This window comes from Ignavibacteriales bacterium (genome assembly GCA_026390795.1).
GTDB lineage: Bacteria > Bacteroidota > Ignavibacteria > Ignavibacteriales > Melioribacteraceae > Fen-1258.
Genome location: JAPLFG010000005.1, coordinates 24131 through 39866, shown reverse-complemented (window position 1 = coordinate 39866; position 15736 = coordinate 24131). Strand labels below are relative to the sequence as shown.

The 15736-nt window shown below is 35.5% G+C and carries 19 protein-coding genes; all 19 read left to right on the top strand.

The annotated features are described in order from the left end of the window. The first annotated feature begins 9 nt into the window (after positions 1–9). The 19 genes from NTX65_16190 to pstA (NTX65_16100) all read left to right on the top strand — a co-directional run bounded on the left by NTX65_16190 (position 10) and on the right by pstA (NTX65_16100) (position 15727). A complete protein-coding gene (locus tag NTX65_16190) occupies positions 10–1119 on the top strand; it encodes a hypothetical protein (GenBank protein ID MCX6170882.1) in 1110 nt (369 codons plus the stop codon). 283 nt (positions 1120–1402) lie between these two features. Next, a complete protein-coding gene (locus NTX65_16185; GenBank protein ID MCX6170881.1) occupies positions 1403–1891 on the top strand; it encodes a nuclear transport factor 2 family protein in 489 nt (162 codons plus the stop codon). 361 nt (positions 1892–2252) lie between these two features. Beyond that, positions 2253–2555 (top strand): type II toxin-antitoxin system Phd/YefM family antitoxin, encoded by a 303-nt coding sequence (locus NTX65_16180; protein ID MCX6170880.1) that lies wholly within the window; start codon positions 2253–2255, stop codon positions 2553–2555. Continuing rightward, the gene (locus NTX65_16175) at positions 2539–2865 is read left to right on the top strand and encodes a type II toxin-antitoxin system RelE/ParE family toxin (GenBank protein MCX6170879.1); all 327 of its coding nucleotides are present in this window, start codon (positions 2539–2541) and stop codon (positions 2863–2865) included. The genes NTX65_16180 and NTX65_16175 overlap by 17 nt, the downstream gene beginning before the upstream one ends. A gap of 185 nt (positions 2866–3050) precedes the next feature. Next, positions 3051–3287, top strand: coding sequence for a hypothetical protein (locus tag NTX65_16170; protein ID MCX6170878.1), 237 nt, complete (start codon positions 3051–3053; stop codon positions 3285–3287). Between the two features lie 160 nt (positions 3288–3447). Beyond that, entirely contained in the window at positions 3448–3831 is a 384-nt protein-coding gene (locus NTX65_16165; GenBank protein MCX6170877.1) for a hypothetical protein, read from the top strand. A gap of 115 nt (positions 3832–3946) precedes the next feature. Beyond that, the gene (locus tag NTX65_16160; protein MCX6170876.1) at positions 3947–4906 is read left to right on the top strand and encodes an NAD(P)-dependent alcohol dehydrogenase; all 960 of its coding nucleotides are present in this window, start codon (positions 3947–3949) and stop codon (positions 4904–4906) included. 74 nt (positions 4907–4980) lie between these two features. Continuing rightward, positions 4981–5418, top strand: coding sequence for an SRPBCC domain-containing protein (locus NTX65_16155; protein ID MCX6170875.1), 438 nt, complete (start codon positions 4981–4983; stop codon positions 5416–5418). 261 nt (positions 5419–5679) lie between these two features. Next, on the top strand, positions 5680–6738 hold the full coding sequence (locus NTX65_16150) for a porin (protein ID MCX6170874.1): 1059 nt from the start codon (positions 5680–5682) through the stop codon (positions 6736–6738). A gap of 29 nt (positions 6739–6767) precedes the next feature. Further along, positions 6768–7814: a phosphate ABC transporter substrate-binding protein PstS gene (pstS, locus tag NTX65_16145; GenBank protein MCX6170873.1), complete on the top strand. Its 1047-nt coding sequence runs from the start codon at positions 6768–6770 to the stop codon at positions 7812–7814. A gap of 14 nt (positions 7815–7828) precedes the next feature. Next, positions 7829–8797, top strand: a complete 969-nt coding sequence (pstC, locus tag NTX65_16140; GenBank protein ID MCX6170872.1) for a phosphate ABC transporter permease subunit PstC — start codon at positions 7829–7831, stop codon at positions 8795–8797. Beyond that, the gene (pstA, locus tag NTX65_16135) at positions 8797–9648 is read left to right on the top strand and encodes a phosphate ABC transporter permease PstA (GenBank protein ID MCX6170871.1); all 852 of its coding nucleotides are present in this window, start codon (positions 8797–8799) and stop codon (positions 9646–9648) included. Before pstC (NTX65_16140) ends, pstA (NTX65_16135) begins: the two co-directional genes overlap by 1 nt. A gap of 14 nt (positions 9649–9662) precedes the next feature. Continuing rightward, a complete protein-coding gene (pstB, locus tag NTX65_16130; GenBank protein ID MCX6170870.1) occupies positions 9663–10412 on the top strand; it encodes a phosphate ABC transporter ATP-binding protein PstB in 750 nt (249 codons plus the stop codon). Between the two features lie 14 nt (positions 10413–10426). Continuing rightward, on the top strand, positions 10427–11113 hold the full coding sequence (gene phoU, locus NTX65_16125; GenBank protein MCX6170869.1) for a phosphate signaling complex protein PhoU: 687 nt from the start codon (positions 10427–10429) through the stop codon (positions 11111–11113). Positions 11114–11150: 37 nt separating this feature from the next. Continuing rightward, positions 11151–11351, top strand: a complete 201-nt coding sequence (locus tag NTX65_16120; protein ID MCX6170868.1) for a hypothetical protein — start codon at positions 11151–11153, stop codon at positions 11349–11351. A 479-nt stretch (positions 11352–11830) separates the two neighbouring features. Beyond that, positions 11831–13033, top strand: a complete 1203-nt coding sequence (locus NTX65_16115) for a PP2C family protein-serine/threonine phosphatase (protein MCX6170867.1) — start codon at positions 11831–11833, stop codon at positions 13031–13033. A 181-nt stretch (positions 13034–13214) separates the two neighbouring features. Beyond that, a complete protein-coding gene (locus NTX65_16110) occupies positions 13215–14009 on the top strand; it encodes a phosphate ABC transporter substrate-binding protein (protein ID MCX6170866.1) in 795 nt (264 codons plus the stop codon). Between the two features lie 27 nt (positions 14010–14036). After that, the gene (gene pstC, locus NTX65_16105) at positions 14037–14894 is read left to right on the top strand and encodes a phosphate ABC transporter permease subunit PstC (protein ID MCX6170865.1); all 858 of its coding nucleotides are present in this window, start codon (positions 14037–14039) and stop codon (positions 14892–14894) included. Beyond that, complete coding sequence (pstA, locus tag NTX65_16100) at positions 14891–15727, top strand: phosphate ABC transporter permease PstA (GenBank protein ID MCX6170864.1); 837 nt, start codon at positions 14891–14893, stop codon at positions 15725–15727. Before pstC (NTX65_16105) ends, pstA (NTX65_16100) begins: the two co-directional genes overlap by 4 nt. Positions 15728–15736 lie beyond the last annotated feature (9 nt).

The window sequence follows — 15736 nt, the reverse complement described above, 5'->3', positions numbered from 1 at the left end:
AAAGAATTTATGAAAGAAAAGAATCCGTGGATATTCGTTTCAATATTTCCCAATCTTTCGTTTAGGGATAAGATAGAGACAAAATATGCTATGATCGTATCTGAACAAGATGAGAGGCTAAAATATCTGCAAAGTAAAAATGAAGCGGTTGAATCATTAACAAAATGTTTTGTTGATACAAGGTTGAAAGAATACAAACCTGCTTTTCTATTAATTCATAATAAATTAAAAACCAATCGTGAACGGCATAATGCCGTTGTATCTTTTCGTAATATAGTTGCTTTAAGTATCATACTAGATGGTTGGTTAAATATGATACTAAGTGATAATGGTAATGTATTTACCACACTATATTCCGACTATTATGATTTATTCCCGTTAAGCGGATATGCAGATAAGTATTTTTTTATACAGACTCCGGCAGTTAGTAACACAGTATCGAACTTTATAACTAAATACCAACGTGATTATTCTCTTCCGGACACTCATCATTTTCATCTCAATAAAGACGATGATATGTTTAATTCATTGATAAATGTTTGGGAAGATTATTTTATTAGAAGAAATAAAATCATTCTTTATAATTCGCTTTTTAGATCGTTACAGATGGCATACTCTGCTTGTAAGATGCCAACAGATAATTTTTCGTCTTTTTATGATTATGGGACTAAAATTGGTTTATGGATAAGTGCATTTGAAATACTTTTTCATCCTGGCGCTAATTCTCACGTCGGTTATCAACAAATAGTTGCAGAACTTTCCCAATATCAATTTTATGACAAAAAATTAAATGACTCAGTCTATCTAATTGATAAAAAAACTAAAACGAATATTATTGGTAAAGTATATAAAGATATTTATGACGCTAGAAATGAATTTTTCCACGGAAATCCAGTCAATAAAAACAATCTTTTTACATTTGACAACAAAAAGAGTCCTGCGCTAACAAAGGCAGCTCCAGTTATATTTTTTATAGCATTGCAAATCTTTCTTCAGAAGAATAATCTACTAAAGAAAAAAATACATAATAATTTTAGCAATGCACTGTTTTCAGATTTTAAACGTATTCATATTGAGGATATTTTTATAAAATTCAATAAAATACTAAAAGCTACCTAACACGCAACTCAAAGCGACCGCATCTATGATGCAGTCGTTTGATGTAGTTATCGGGTTTAGTTTTTCAGAATTAGTTTGTTGTTTATCGTTGATTTATAAAACGAAGCTGATTATAAAACAAAAAGGTAGTTGCCAAAAGCGTTATTGTAATTATGGGCGGCGCTTTTGTTGCAACGCCGTTATACCGTTTGATGTGAAAAGGATTATTTATGATAGATGCAAAATTACTTAATAAGGTAACAAGAGAGTCAATATGACATCTGTTAAAAACATGGAGATAGTTATGTCTATTAAAAAATTGTTTGTAATAATTTTTATAATCATAATTTCATCAACAATACTTATGGCAAACAATTCTGATTTCTATTATTCCAAGGGAGATTCAACACAGATGACACCACAAGAAATAATAATTGCAAAAGAAAAAGCAGTTCTAGACCGTTGGATAACCGGCGATACAGCTGGATTCATTGAAGCTGCCGCCGAAGAAATAACCTATTTTGATCCCGGCTTGGAAAAACGCTGTACAGGTAAAAAAGAGTTTCATAATTGGATTGCCGCTTTTAACGGTACATTCAGCTTTCCCGATTATGAATTGCTTGATCCGCAGGTTCAAATGCATGGGGATGTTGGTATTCTTACTTTCAACTTTATTGGATTTATGCAGGATGGTAGCAAAGAATATTTTAATACAACTGAAGTATACAAACTGAATGAAGGGGATTGGAAGCTTATAAGTTCTCATTGGTCACAAACTAAACCTAAACGATGATATATATAAAAAATATTCATTTACTAAATAATTAGTCAAAGAAAATGCGTTTGTTACTTAGGTTGTGGTTAAATAAAGTAAGAAACGGTATAACCCGCAACTCAAAGCGACCGCGTCTTTGACGCAGTCGTTTGATAATGTTATTGGGTTTAGCTTTTCAGTTTAAGTATGTTGTTAAAAGTTGATTTGTAAAACGAAGTTGATTTTAGAACAAAAGAGGTAGTTGCCAAAAGCGTCATTGTAGTTATGGGCGGCACGTTAGTCGCAACGCTGTTATAAGCCTTAAAACTTGATTTGATGTATAGGTTGATTTAGACTACTATAAGGTCTATATTGTAGTCGCATAACGAAAGGGAGTAAAATGAAATTCAGTGAAGCTGTTAAGCCAATTAGTTATCTAAAAACCCATGCTTCTGAAGTTGTCCGTGATGTAGCAGCAAACCAGAAAACATTGATTATTACACATAATGGTGAGGCAAAAGTAATTCTTCAAGATGTTAAAGTGTATGAAAAAACTCAAGAAAGTATTGCTTTATTAAAAATACTTGCATTGAGCGGACGAGAAACTAAAAAGGGTAATTATAAAACATTAGAAAAATCGTTTGTTAATGTTCGAAACCGCATAAATGATTTTAAACGGGGACAGCGTGAAGTTCAAAGTTAATATCGTTTCCTCTGCCGAAGAAGATCTAGTTGATATTTATAAATATGTTTATTTAAATGATTCTGAAGAAAAAGCTGAGAAATTATACTCAAAATTGTATGAAAAATGTTTATCCCTTCATGAATATCCCAATCGTGGTCATGTCCCTCCAGAATTAAATTTACTTGGAATAGATGATTTCCTAGAGCTAAGCTATAAACCTTATCGTATTATTTATCAAATTATTGAGAAAGTAGTTTTTATTCACTGTGTCTTAGATGGTCGTAGAGATATGCAAAAACTATTACAAGAAAGATTAATGCGAGAGTAAAACACCTTATTACATCTTTAATAAGTAAAAAAGCAAGAGGATAAAATAATTCTTGACCGATCAGTAAAGAAGGATGATGTAAAGTAAATGTCCATTCGTTTAGTGACTGGAATAAAAGAAAATAAAGCGATCCGCGGGGTGGATTGTATAAATAAATATATTGTTCCTAAAAAAATGGGGTTTATATGAAGCTGGAAATTATTGCGGCAATTATTTTATCGGTAAGTATTTTTTCAAACGCGCAGGTTAAAAATAATGAACTTTCTTTTTCCGGTACTATCGGCGCATTCAAATCAAATCTCGAAGCAAGCGGGAACTATAGTTACACTTCTGAAGAGAGTCTTAATTATTACATTATGACAAATACGCGTTTCGGTTTTTTCTTAATTCGGAATTTTGGAATTATTTTAATCCTCCTTTAGTAAACCGGTATTCATATTATATGCATAATTCGCTCTTCGGTATTTCGTTTTTCATTTAAGGAATTAATATTATTTTTAATCCCGTTAGATGAAAGCGAACTTGTATGCAGAATGTATAAATGACGATAGGTAACAAAAATTAATATAAAAAGGATTTACGATGAAAGACTCATCAAATAAAATTCTATTCTGGTCTCCCCGCATTCTTTCAATTCTCTTTGCTCTATTTATTTCTATTTTTGCTTTTGATGTATTTGCTGAGGGCTATGGTTTTTGGAAAACATTTCTTGCTTTTATTATTCACTTAATACCAACCGCCTTAATAGTTATTGTAATAATTATTTCCTGGAGATGGGAGTGGGTTGGAGGAATTATATTTATCGCTCTTCCCATATATTATGTTTATTCGGCGTGGGGGAGATTTCCTATTTCGGTTTATTTTATAATGTGCGGACCAATGGTTTTGATAAGCATTCTCTTTTTTATTAATTGGCAGAGGAAGAAAGAGATGAGCAAAAAAAAGAGTGACACATACGTTATTTAGTCGGCACCAAAGAGTGCCGGTTAGATAAAGCGAAAAGAGATTGTAGACTTATAATGTAAATTGTATTGAACAGTTTTGTAATGAAACGATTCAAAATAATCTTAAGAGGATATTTATGAAAGCCATTGTATACACAAAATACGGATCACCGGATGTTCTTCAACTCAAAGAGGTAGAAATACCTACTCCCAAAGATGATGAAGTCTTGATAAAGATCCAGGCGGCGTCTTTGAATGCATATGACTGGCATTTTCTGACCGCTGACATCTTCTTGATTCGCCTTATGGGCGGAGGATTGCTCAAACCAAAATACACGAGACTCGGCGCTGATATAGCGGGAAAAATTGAAACAGTCGGCAAAAACGTCACGCAGTTTCAGCCGGGTGATGAGGTTTTCGGTATGGTAAAAGGCGGTTTTGCAGAGTATGTCTGTTCTCCTGAAAGCGCGTTGTTTTTGAAACCGGTTAATACTTCGTTCGACGAAGCAGCAGCAATTCCGATGGCGGCGATCACCGCACTTCAGGGTCTTCGCGATGAAGGTCATATTCAAGCGGGTCAAAAAGTTTTAATCAATGGAGCTTCGGGCGGAGTGGGAACTTTTGCGGTGCAGATTGCCAAATCGTATGGTGCCGAAGTTACAGCCGTGTGCAGAACAATGAATTTGGATCAGGCACGCTCGATTGGTGCTGACTATGTTATTGATTACACAAAAGAAGATTTCACCAAAAATGATCAGAAGTATGATCTCATTTTTGCGGCAAACGGATACCATTCGTTATCAGCTTATAAGCGTGCCTTAACTCCCAAAGGTATTTATATTATGGCAGGAGGCACCATGGCTCAGATCTTCCAGTCAATGCTCACCGGATCAATAATGTCGGAAACAGGCGGTAGAAAAATGGGAGGCGTAAGAGCAAAACGAAGTCAGCAAGACCTGGCTTTTCTCAAAAAGCTTGTAGAAGCAGGCAAAGTCAAATCTATTATTGATAGACGTTATCCCCTAAGTGAGACTGCTGAAGCGCTCCGGTATCTTGGTGAAGGACATGCAAGAGGAAAAGTAGTAATAACTTTTTAACTTGATTCGATACCAAAATCCATTTATTAGCTTAAATAATTTTAATAAATTATGATAAAAGATTGAGAGGCAGTATGAAAGTAAATGATGAACTGATAATTGTAGAACAAATTTTGGATGTATCTATTGAATCGGTTTGGAATTCTCTTACGGAGATAGGGGAGATGCACAAATGGTATTTTGATAACATTCCTGAATTTAAACCTGAAGTTGGATTTGAGACGCAATTCAACATTAAAAGCGAAGAGAGAAATTTTTTACATCATTGGAAAGTGATAGAAGTTGAGCCTTTGAAAAAGATAAAATACAGATGGACATTTGAGAATTATCCCGGTAAATCTACATCTGCTTTTGAATTATCAAGAGAAAATAATTTAACAAAGCTGCGGCTTACAGTTGAAGTCCTAGAAGATTTTCCGGATGAGATTCCCGAATTCGAAAGGGAGAGCTGCATCGGCGGATGGAATTATTTTATAAATAACAGATTGAGAGATTATTTAAAAAATAAATGATTTGTTTAGCTTCAGCATATTAAGTCGCACTTTTTGTCAAATGTACAAGCCAGATTTATACATAATTTTCTGTTTCTGACGATATGCATAATGTCATCTAATTAGTAAGCTACAAAATTGGTCATTACACCAGTAAAACGTGACTAAAAAAAGTCATACCTCAAATTAAAATTTAACAATTCCTTAACACTCAGATAACATTCAGTTAACACTCAAAGTATAAGTTTGGTCATCACAAAAAAACAGGAGTAACATTTTTCTATGAAAAAATTTTATGGTGTGTCGTTAATCGTAATCTTATTCGCATCAATCAGTTTTGCTCAAACAGCGCCCGAAAAAGTAAAATTCAGCGGATTGATGTTTGGGGATTACTTCTACAATATTAATAACGTAGACGGTAATCTCAGAAATTTGAACGGCTTTCAATTCAGAAGAATTTATTTTACAGCAGATATTGCTGTATCGGATAATTTTGATGCCCGTTTTCGTACCGAAACCGATCAGAGCGCTGCTTCAAATACCAGTGGCGGTAAACTTGGTGTAATGGTTAAAGATGCATACTTAAAATGGAAAGGGATCTTTAGCGGTTCCGATTTATTAGTGGGCATTTCTCCAACTCCTGCTTTCGATATTTCCGAAGGTGCGTGGGGATACCGTGCCTTAGAAAAAACAACTATGGATCTAAATGGAATCGTTCCCTCACGCGATCTTGGTATTGATCTTAAAGGAAAAATTACTGACAACGGTTCAATAAATTACTGGGTAAAGATCGCTGATAACAGCGGTAACGCTCCGGAAACCGACAAGTACAAAAGATATTATGCATTAGTCCAGGTAAAACCAATAGACGGCTTACAGGCAACTCTTTATTATGATCTTGCGGCTAAAGCTGATGTTACCGATGCATTCGACAGTAAAACCAAATCAAATAATGCGACTGTTGCAGCAATATTCTTAAACTATCAGAAGAAGACTGATTTTGCGCTTGGGTTCGAAGGATTTACCAGAAGCATTCAAAACGGATATAAAACTACCGGCGCGTTGATGAACCAAAGCACAATGGGACTTTCATTCTGGGCGTGGGTTTCATTGTCGGAGAAATTTAGATTAGTTGCAAGATATGACAGCTATGATCCGAATACGGATGTTGATAATGACGGAACATCTTTATTGCTGGCGGGTCTGGACTTTAGAGCAGCTAAAAATGTAAGTATTATTCCAAACATAGAAATCTTCACACCTCAAAGCGTTAAAAACACAAATGGTTCTTCGGATTCAAGCAATCTACAAGGTAGAGTAACTTTTTCTTTCACTTTTTAAGTAATAATAAAAAATAATAGGAGAATAAAATGAAATTAAAAAATATCATATCGGCACTTTTTCTAATGCTGTCGATCTCATCAATTGCAAGCGCACAATTACAATTGAACGGTGCCGGTGCAACTTTTCCGTACGTAATTTATTCAAAATGGTTTGATGAATACAAAAATATTACGGGCGTTCAATTCAATTATCAGTCAATTGGAAGCGGCGGCGGAATTAAACAGGTAATTGAAGGCACAGTTGATTTTGGCGCAAGTGATGGTCCAATGACAGATCAACAATTAAATGATGCAAAAACAAAACAAGGTACTAACATTCTTCATATCCCAACTGTAATGGGTGCTGATGTTGTTTGTTACAATCTACCCGGTGTAGGTAGCGGTCTAAATTTAGATGGTGAAACTCTATCGGCAATTTTTTTAGGCAAGATTTTGAAATGGAATGATGCAGGAATAAAAAAATTAAATCCTAAACTCAACTTACCAGATAAATCAATAATTGTTGTTCATAGATCCGATGGAAGCGGAACTACTTACATTTTTACGGATTATCTTACTAAGGTTAGCAAAGAGTGGGAATCAAAAGTTGGAAAAGGAACTTCAGTTAATTGGCCTGTTGGTTTAGGCGGTAAGGGTAATGAAGGTGTATCCGGAGTAGTTAAACAAACCGAGGGAGCCATCGGTTACGTTGAATTAGCATACGCAGTTCAAAATAAAATTGCTTATGCCAATATGAAAAACAAAGCGGGAAATTTTATTGAAGCAAATTTTAAATCTGTAAGCGCTGCCGCAGAAGGTGCCGCTAAGAATATGCCTGAAGATCTACGCGTTTCAATTACCGATGCGGCAGGAAAAGATTCATATCCGATTTCCGGATTTACATGGCTGCTTGTTTATCAAAACATGAAAGATGAAACAAAAGCCAATGCATTGGTAAAATTTGTGAAGTGGGCAATGGGAAAAGGTCAATCATTTGCCACGGGTCTTTATTATGCGCCTCTTCCGAAAGCAGTAGTTAAAATGTGCGAAAAGAAAATTGCTACAGTTACAGCCAACGGGAAAAAGATTAAATAATTGATGGAAAATGTGTGAATAGTTCGGAATCCAATAAAAGAAAAAATAAAATTCTAAAAAAGATTTTTCCTTCGAACAACATTGGCGATTTTATTTTTGAGAGACTGACACTGCTTTTTGCACTGTCAGTCTTATTCCTAGTCATACTGATGGGTTATGAAATGTATGATGGTTCAAAACTTTCGATCGGAAAATTCGGTTGGAGCTTTTTAGTCAATTCAACTTGGGATCCTGTTCAAGAAATTTACGGAGCGTTACCAATTATTTACGGGACGGTTGTTTCATCTTTCCTGGCTCTGTTAATTGCACTTCCTCTTAGTATTGGCGTTGCGGTTTTTTTAGCAGAAGTAGCACCACCCTGGTTGGAAAAACCTCTTTCATTTTTAGTTGAACTCCTTGCAGGAATACCAAGTGTGATTTACGGTTTATGGGGAATCTTTGTTCTTGTACCATGGATAAGAAACTATATTGAACCTTATCTATCGGATAAATTAGGTTTTCTTCCATTCTTTAGAGGAGCTCCATATGGATTTGGATTACTTGCCGCTGTAATAATCCTTTCAATTATGGTTCTTCCAATTATATCATCAATTTCACGCGATGTGCTAAAATCTGTCCCAAGATCGCAAAGAGAAGCAGCATTAGCATTAGGCGCATCAAAATGGCAATCTACGATGATAGTTATCAGAGATGCAAAATCTGGAATTCTTGGTGCAACAATGCTTGGGTTCGGAAGAGCAATCGGCGAAACGATGGCAGTAACAATGGTAATCGGTAATAGAGCATTGATATCCCCGTCATTATTCGATCCATCTTATACAATGGCAAGCCTTATTGCGAATGAATTTACAGAAGCTACTTCTGAAATGTATTTGAGTGCCTTAATACAATTAGCATTGGTCCTGTTTGTTATCACTATTATAATTAATGCTCTGGCAAGACTCTTAGTCTGGAGTATGAATAGAAAATGGAAGACAACATAATGGATTCAAAATTTTTTTATTACAAGAAAAAAGTTACAAGTTTTATAATGATGTCTCTGACATTTGTTGCCGCATTGGCGGCTATTATTCCGTTAATATTCATTTTCTACTATACAATTTCGAAAGGTGTAACTTATTTAAATCTTGATTTTTTTATTGCGATGCCTAAACCGGTCGGCGAATCCGGAGGGGGAATGGCAAACGCAATTGTTGGAACACTGATGTTAGTTGGTATTGGCGGAGCTATTGGTATTCCTGTTGGAATAATGACCGGTACATACTTATCGGAATTCGGTAATAATAAATTTGGTTATGTAGTTAGATTTTTAACAGATGTTTTAAGTGGAATTCCTTCAATCGTAGTAGGAGTTGTTGCTTATACTATGGTTGTTGTACCGATGAAACACTTTTCTGCATTAGCCGGAGGAATTGCTCTCGGTATTTTAATGATACCAACTATCACAAGAACAACCGAGGAGATGATAAAATTAGTCCCTCATTCATTAAGGGAAGCCGGTTTAGCATTGGGAATCCCTAAATGGAAAACCACTCTTGCAATTGTATTACGATCTGCATGGAAAGGAATCGCAACCGGAGTATTGTTGGGGTTATCAAGGGCAGCCGGTGAAACAGCACCCTTATTATTTACCGCTCTCGGTAACCGTTTTTGGTCTACTAATATTGAACAACCAATCGCGTCACTATCTGTATATATCTACGATTACGCAAAATCACCTTTCGAAGATTGGAATCAGCAGGCATGGACTGCTGCGCTTGTACTCATTTTATTAATTTCAATTCTAAGTCTGCTATTTAGAATTGTTACACGATCAAAATATAAAACGAATTAAACATTCTGGAAAAAATGGAAATTAAATTATCAATAAAAAATTTAGATGCGTTTTACGGCAAGAATCAAGTTCTTAAAAATATCTCACTCGATATTCCTAAAAATAAAGTTGTCGCAATCATCGGTCCTTCCGGCTGCGGGAAATCAACTTTTATTAGAACGCTGAACCGGATGCATGAAGTAGTTGGAGGATCGATCAAAGGTGAAATTTTAATGGATGGAGAAGATCTAACTAAAACTGACCCGGTATTATTACGAAAGAAAGTTGGAATGGTTTTTCAAAAACCGAATCCGTTCCCATCAATGTCTATCTTTAATAATGTTGCCGCAGGTTTGAAACTGAACGGTGTCCGGAATAAAAAACAGATTACACCGATTGTTGAAAAATGCTTAAAGCAAGCCGCGCTGTGGGATGAAGTTAAAAATAATTTGAACGACTCAGGCGCGAATATTTCCGGAGGACAGCAGCAAAGATTATGCATAGCACGAACTCTCGCGGTGAATCCTGAAGTGATTTTGATGGATGAACCTGCAAGCGCACTCGATCCGATTTCTACAACTAAAATAGAAGATTTGATTTTTGAATTGAAGAAAGATTACACTATTGTAATCGTTACTCACAACATGCAGCAAGCCGCGCGTGTAAGCGACTACACTGCGTTTTTCTACATGGGAGAACTAATTGAGTTCTCCGATACAAAAAAAATGTTTACATCACCCGATAAACAGCAAACAGAAGATTATATCCGTGGACGTTTCGGATAATAAAAGGAAAAATTATGAAAGAACATTTTCAAGGGGAAATAGAAGAATTAAAAAGTAATCTTATTAGAATGGCGTCGATTGTAGATGATCAGGTTGATAAAGTTATTACTGCACTGGAAACCGGCAATATCGAATTGTGCAAAGGAGTTAAATCGAGAGACCTGGAAGTAGATGCGTACGACAACTTGATCCAAACTCAATGTGAAAATATAATTGCGCTTTTTCAGCCAGTGGCTGTTGATCTGAGATTGGTAATGTCTGCTATAATGATCAACAATAATTTAGAAAGAAGCGGCGATATTGCCGTTAATATATCTCAACGAGTTAAAAAAGCTGGAAGTGAACGTGCTCTGATTGAAGAATCCGGGATTATCGAAATGGCTCGCATCGCTCAAACGATGCTCAAAAACGCAATTGATTCATTTATTAGAAATGATACGGATCTTGCAAGTCAAGTTATCGCAAGTGATGAGATGGTTGATAATTTGAACAAACAATTATTCAATTTTCTTGTTACAAAAATGCAGTCGAGCCCGGAATTAATAGAAGCATGTACACATCTTGTTGTTATGACAAGACATATAGAACGAATGGCTGATCATGCAACAAACATTGCCGAGAACTTAGTTTTTTATGTTGAAGCAAAAATAATTGCTCATAGAAAAAAACTTGATGATAAAAAAAAGGATAATCAAAATTAGAATATATTGTTAGTAATTTTTTATAATAGGAGGATATATGGAAATGTGGCAAGTTTGTTTTAATAATGCAAAAGGCTTAAAAATAAAAGCCAAAAAAAAGGATTTGCTCAAAGTAGATCAAAGATTTATTGCAGTAAAGATGGCTGAATCTGATCTTGACGAGAATATCTTGATTAATCTTGATAATGTTTTATGGCTAATGAAAGTAAATGAGAAAGAGAATGAAACTCTAGACTAAAACGTAACCTATAATCTTCAATTAGAAATCGTCTAATTCTTAGAACTACCTTTTAATCTGGTGAGAAGAAAGATTTAAAATATAAGTTAAATTATCACCATCTCTTTCTAGGAAGTTAATAGATGAAAAGTCCCATCGATAGAAACTCAATATGCTTATTCATTTCGCCAAATATGAGTAACCTCTGAATCGTATTTTTCTTGTCTCGTAAATTAAACTATAGTTTATTTCTTGTTCTTATAAGTGATAAAAGATATAAATCTGATAAGTTTTCACAGAGAAGTATAACAAGGGCCAAAGTAAAGATTGAATCACGAAGTAAAAATTTTTATTTGTATAAGGCTTTGGATAAGTAATACTTCCAGAATTTGCATTAAAAATTGAAGTAAAGCCAAAGAAAGAATTGTGATATAGATAATGAAGTAATATCAATTTGGTAATATTTTTTTATAATTTTTGTCAAAAGAAAGTGAGGATAAATGCTAGAACCGAAAATTTTCTACAGAAAACTCGATTCGTTATTAACCAAGATAGGAAGTCAGAAAAGTGGTAAAGATTTTCTTTTTTCTATTGTTAAAGAAATTGAAAATACATTTGGCAAAGATCTTCGAATTAGCAATGGAAGAATTTACGAAGAGGAAGAAAATAATTTTGTACTTATCTCACCTGTAATAGAAACAATTGAACAAACCGCTAAAACAATTCCGGGGGATTCACCAGCAATGCGCGAATTGCTAAAATCTAAAACTTACATTTTTGATAATCCATTATTAACTATCGATAATGGAATTAACAATCAAGGTGAGTATAGAATCCCTGTAGCAATAACGATTGGTAATTCCGAATTCTCATGGATATTTGTCTTTGAGCTAAAAAGTGGATGGGTTCGTGAAGAGATAGAATTTTGCTTCAATGCCGTACGTACAATGTTGAATTATCGTTTTCTTTCTGAAGCATCTCAAAATGAAATTGAACAAGCAGCACTTATTCAAAAAAGTCTTTTACCATCTATTGCACCACAATTTCCTAGATTATCTGTTGCCGGGTTATCGAAGCCGGCAGAATTAGTCGGTGGAGATCTTTATGATTACTTCGATTTCGACCAGGAACAATTCGGCGTATGTATTGGAGATGCAAGCGGGCATGGGTTGCCTGCAGCTTTATTGGTGAGAGATGTTGTTACCGGTCTTAGAATGGGACTTGAAAAACATATGAAGATGGAGTACACTTTTAAAAAACTAAACAGTGTTATCTACAGAAGTGTTTACTCAACCCGTTTCATTTCACTTTTCTATGCAGAAATTGAAAAGGATGGTAATCTTTTATATGTGAATGCAGGACATCCATCACCATTACTTTTCCATGGTAGCGAGATTTCGGAACTTAGATCCACAGGATTACTTTTCGGTGCTTTGCCCGAAATTGAACTTACCAGAGGTTACAGTAATCTGAACACCGGAGATATTTTACTTCTTTATACTGATGGAATTATTGAAAGAATGAATAATATTCAGGAAGAATATGGTGTCGAAAGATTGAAGGAAATTGTTCTTACGAATCTGGACAAATCGCCTAAGGAAATTATTGATGCCATCTTTTATAGCGCAGAAAAATTTGGTAATAACAAAAATTGGGAAGATGATGCAACAATTGTTGTAGTAAAACGATCAGACACAATTTAAGTAACAATAGAAGAACAACCTCTAATTTCCATAAATACGAACCTGGGAATATCGTTTTGCATCATTTCAATTAGATTTTTGAAATTAAATCCATTTGGAAAGAATGGTCTCAAATCCCTAACTTTGCACATCATATCAAAATCAATTTAAATTAATCAGTGATTATTTACCGGAGGAATTCATGTGTAAGAGAATATTAATATTTGGTTCGGCACTTCTACTTATCGCTATTATTTCTGGTTGCGGCAAATCTAAAACATCCATTACATTAGCAGGCTCTACGGCATTTCAACCGTTTGCAGAAAAACTTGCAGACCAATACATGATGACAAATAATAATGTTGTTGTTACTGTACAGGGAGGCGGTTCTGCTGTCGGAATTCAATCTGCAAATTCCGGCGCGGCGCAAATTGGTATGGCAGATCTTGTGGTCTTGCCGAAAGAAGCTAAAGATTTAACCGCTACTGTTGTTGCAAAGGATGGAGTAGCTGTCGTTGTAAATCCTTTAAACAAAGTTACAGATATCTCTACAGATCAAGTACGCGAAATTTTTAACGGGAAAATAACTAATTGGAAAGAAGTCGGCGGCATTGATGCACCGATTACAGTCGTTTCCCGAGAAGCAGGTTCCGGAACAAGATCATCATTTGAACAAATCGTTACCGGAATCAATTTGAAGAAAGATGCATTGATACAGGATTCAAACGGTACAATCCGCGAAACTGTTGCTAACGACGCTAACTCCATTGGATATGTTTCTCACGGATTACTTAATGAAAAAATTAAAGCCCTTAAAGTTGACGATCAAGAATGTACTGTAGAAAACATTATCAGCGGTAAATATAAATTGGTTAGACCGATCTTCTTACTTGTAAAAGGATCTTTAGAAGGAGAGACGAAAAATTTTATAGATTATATTCTTTCTGACGAAGGCCAGAAGACAATTAAATCAGAAGGTTTATTGCCTGCAAAATAATTTAATTCTTATTACGGAAAAATTTTAATGAAGTTGATCGGTGAAAAAGGTGTAAAGCGGATTCTGACGTTAACGGCATTCTCTGCAATATCTGCATTACTCTTAATTGCCCTATTTATTCTTAATGAAGGATTGCCGTTCATTTTTAAATACGGCATTAAAGATTTTCTATTCTCTTCCGATTGGGATCCGCATTTAGGGAAGTATGGTATCTATCCGATGATTGTAGCTTCATTATGGGTTACATTCGGCGCTTTAGTAATTGGTGCGCCTTTAGGAGTTGCCGGTGCATTTTTTCTGACTGAGTATGTCCCGAAATCAATTATGCGTATTATCAAACCAACCATTGAACTGTTAGCGGCTATTCCCTCGGTAGTTTACGGGTTTATCGGAGTTATGGTACTCGCACCGATAATAAGAAATAATTTTGGCGGTCCGGGCTTATCACTTCTTGCCGCATCAATTATTCTTGGTATTATGATTCTTCCTACGGTAATCAGCATCTCTATCGATTCGATTATGGCAGTGCCTCAATCATTCCGTGAAGGATCGTTAGCGCTGGGAGCAACCACTTGGCAGACTATTCATATGGTTACTGTCAAAGCTTCTAAATCCGGGATTATTGCAAGTATAATTTTAGGGATGGGACGTGCCATAGGAGAAACGATGGCAGTTATAATGGTTGCGGGAAATTCGGTGAACATACCGCATTCTCCCTTAGATTCTGTCAGAACATTGACTGCAAATATTGCGTTAGAAATGAGTTACGCCACGGGACTTCACAGACAAGCTCTCTTTGCAACCGGAGTAATTTTGTTTATTGGTATAATAATATTGAACTCGATTGCCAGTGTTGTACTTAGAAAAAGGGCAATCAAGAAATGAGAATCCATCCACGATATACACAAAGAGGTGCTATTGCAATCTTGGGCGGAGCAACTTTACTTACTCTTCTTATTCTGGCATTCATTATCTTCTTCATTTTAGAAAAAGGTCTTCCCGGTATCAGCTTGAATTTTCTTACAAGCAAACCTGAAGATATGGGACGTTCCGGTGGAATCTTTCCAACTTTGATCGGCACAATCATTTTGCCTCTACTAGCAATCATTATTGCAACACCATTAGGAATTTTCACTTCGGTTTATCTTTCGGAATATACTAAAGAAAATAAGGCAACAAGAATAATCCGATTTGGTACAGATTGTCTTGCTGGAATCCCTTCGATCATTTTTGGTTTATTCGGTTATATCTTTTTTGTTGTTACACTTGGATTCGGGTGGTCTATTCTTTCCGGAGGATTAACATTAGCGGTAATGATTCTGCCAACAATTATACGTACATCGGAAGAAGCTATTAGAGCAGTACCAAAATCTTATCGAGAAGTCAGCTTTTCGTTAGGCGCTACAAGCTGGCAGACGGTAAAAAAAGTAATCTTGCCTAACGCACTTCCGGGAATTGTAACCGGAGTTATGCTTAGTATCGGTCGTGCAATTGGAGAGACTGCCGCCGTTATATTTACTGCCGGATCTTCATTACGAATTCCAAGTTCAATCTTCGATTCAACACGTACGATGGCAGTTCATTTTTATATTTTAGCGCGTGAAGGAATCTCAGCTGAAAATGCTTATGCTACCGCTGCAACCTTAATTATTGCGGTACTTATTGTTAATCTTTCAGCTTACTGGCTGATGAACCGTTTTATTGCAAAGAGAAGTTAAATTATTGGT

Coding starts and splice junctions, on each gene's coding strand:
- pstS (MCX6170873.1), top strand. CDS start 6,768: ATGAAATTAAAAAATATCATATCGGCACTTTTTCTAATGCTGTCGATC.
- phoU (MCX6170869.1), top strand. CDS start 10,427: ATGAAAGAACATTTTCAAGGGGAAATAGAAGAATTAAAAAGTAATCTT.
- NTX65_16165 (MCX6170877.1), top strand. CDS start 3,448: ATGAAAGACTCATCAAATAAAATTCTATTCTGGTCTCCCCGCATTCTT.
- NTX65_16185 (MCX6170881.1), top strand. CDS start 1,403: ATGTCTATTAAAAAATTGTTTGTAATAATTTTTATAATCATAATTTCA.
- pstB (MCX6170870.1), top strand. CDS start 9,663: ATGGAAATTAAATTATCAATAAAAAATTTAGATGCGTTTTACGGCAAG.
- NTX65_16190 (MCX6170882.1), top strand. CDS start 10: ATGAAAGAAAAGAATCCGTGGATATTCGTTTCAATATTTCCCAATCTT.
- NTX65_16150 (MCX6170874.1), top strand. CDS start 5,680: ATGAAAAAATTTTATGGTGTGTCGTTAATCGTAATCTTATTCGCATCA.
- pstA (MCX6170864.1), top strand. CDS start 14,891: ATGAGAATCCATCCACGATATACACAAAGAGGTGCTATTGCAATCTTG.
- NTX65_16110 (MCX6170866.1), top strand. CDS start 13,215: ATGTGTAAGAGAATATTAATATTTGGTTCGGCACTTCTACTTATCGCT.
- NTX65_16180 (MCX6170880.1), top strand. CDS start 2,253: ATGAAATTCAGTGAAGCTGTTAAGCCAATTAGTTATCTAAAAACCCAT.
- pstA (MCX6170871.1), top strand. CDS start 8,797: ATGGATTCAAAATTTTTTTATTACAAGAAAAAAGTTACAAGTTTTATA.
- NTX65_16115 (MCX6170867.1), top strand. CDS start 11,831: ATGCTAGAACCGAAAATTTTCTACAGAAAACTCGATTCGTTATTAACC.
- NTX65_16170 (MCX6170878.1), top strand. CDS start 3,051: ATGAAGCTGGAAATTATTGCGGCAATTATTTTATCGGTAAGTATTTTT.
- pstC (MCX6170865.1), top strand. CDS start 14,037: ATGAAGTTGATCGGTGAAAAAGGTGTAAAGCGGATTCTGACGTTAACG.
- NTX65_16120 (MCX6170868.1), top strand. CDS start 11,151: ATGGAAATGTGGCAAGTTTGTTTTAATAATGCAAAAGGCTTAAAAATA.
- NTX65_16155 (MCX6170875.1), top strand. CDS start 4,981: ATGAAAGTAAATGATGAACTGATAATTGTAGAACAAATTTTGGATGTA.
- NTX65_16160 (MCX6170876.1), top strand. CDS start 3,947: ATGAAAGCCATTGTATACACAAAATACGGATCACCGGATGTTCTTCAA.